The sequence below is a fragment of the Bartonella sp. CL70QHWL genome (assembly GCF_042194855.1).
Classification (GTDB): Bacteria; Pseudomonadota; Alphaproteobacteria; order Rhizobiales; family Rhizobiaceae; genus Bartonella.
Genome location: NZ_JBHINJ010000082.1, coordinates 1 through 1,188, shown reverse-complemented (window position 1 = coordinate 1,188; position 1,188 = coordinate 1). Strand labels below are relative to the sequence as shown.

The window sequence follows — 1,188 nt, the reverse complement described above, 5'->3', positions numbered from 1 at the left end:
CTTTTGGAACATAATTTGCAAAAAGGCATTGTATCTCCAGCATATTCAAGGAGATAAAACATGGAAACTCGCATTCCTGAAAACACACCATTTGATACAAATTTTTTAGGAGAAACATCTCTAGAAGAAAAATATTCACTCTTTCACACACCCATTTCATGGTCCGCAATCTTTGCGGGACTGGTGACGGCTCTTGCCACCTCAATCTGCCTCTCTTTTCTGGTCGCAGCTTTAGGCTTAAGCCAAATGGATTTCACCTCTTCAACCCCATTTGAAGGCTCTTTCCTCTCCTTTGGCGTGGGCTCTGTTATCGTTACACTGATTAGCCTAGCCTTGGGAGGCTTTGTAGCTGGACGTTTTGCTGAAACCTCAGGGACTCTTCATGGCTTTCTCACCTGGGCTCTCATAACATTGCTGATGACCCTCCAAGCCATCCACGTGGTTTCTAGTACAGCAAAGATAGGAGCTAAAACGGCTCTAGAAAACAGCTCCATGGTCCAACAAACCGTGGACAGCCTCAAAAACAATATTTCCCCCATACTTGCAAACTTAAACAGCGAAAGTCTTGAAAAGTTTTTTGCAAAAAATAGTGACAATGGCATCAATTTTGACCAACTTTCGAGTGAATTGCGCACCCTTCTCAATAAAAGCGACATTCCTGCTCTCAACCCTGATCGCTTGAAACAAACCTATCAAGCTGCACTCAATGATATTGGTTCTGCGATAACAGCTTTCAAAAATGATCCTTCTTACTATCGCACCACTTTAAAAAATCTTGGTGAGCGTCTGTCTGATCGTGTAGAAGATCTCACGACAAAATTTGATCGAAGTGATATCATCAAGGCCCTTGTGACCGATGGCATGTCCCGTGCGGATGCACAAACAGCAGTAAACCGTGCCGTCCAACTCTATCAAAGCGCAGAAGAAAAGACCGAAAAAGCCATCAAAGTCCTTGAAGAACGGGCAGAAACACTCTCAGACAATCTTGAGGATACGATCAAGGGCGCCAAAAACACTGCGACTAAAGCCACAAAAACAGCCTCCAATATGGGGTGGTGGGGCTTTTTAGGCAGTCTGGTAGGCGCCATTATTTCCAGTGTTTTTGGCTATTATGGTTATAGAAGCCGTAAGGACACTTTCATGCTTTAAAACGTCTACCTTTAAAGCAAATACATAAAAAGCTGCACG

1 protein-coding gene is annotated in these 1,188 nt (G+C 43.6%); it reads left to right on the top strand.

Going from position 1 to position 1,188, the window contains the following annotated elements:
- Positions 1-60 precede the first annotated feature (60 nt).
- Positions 61-1,149, top strand: coding sequence for a DUF3792 domain-containing protein (locus ACFIJZ_RS09790; RefSeq protein ID WP_375631970.1), 1,089 nt, complete (start codon positions 61-63; stop codon positions 1,147-1,149).
- Positions 1,150-1,188 lie beyond the last annotated feature (39 nt).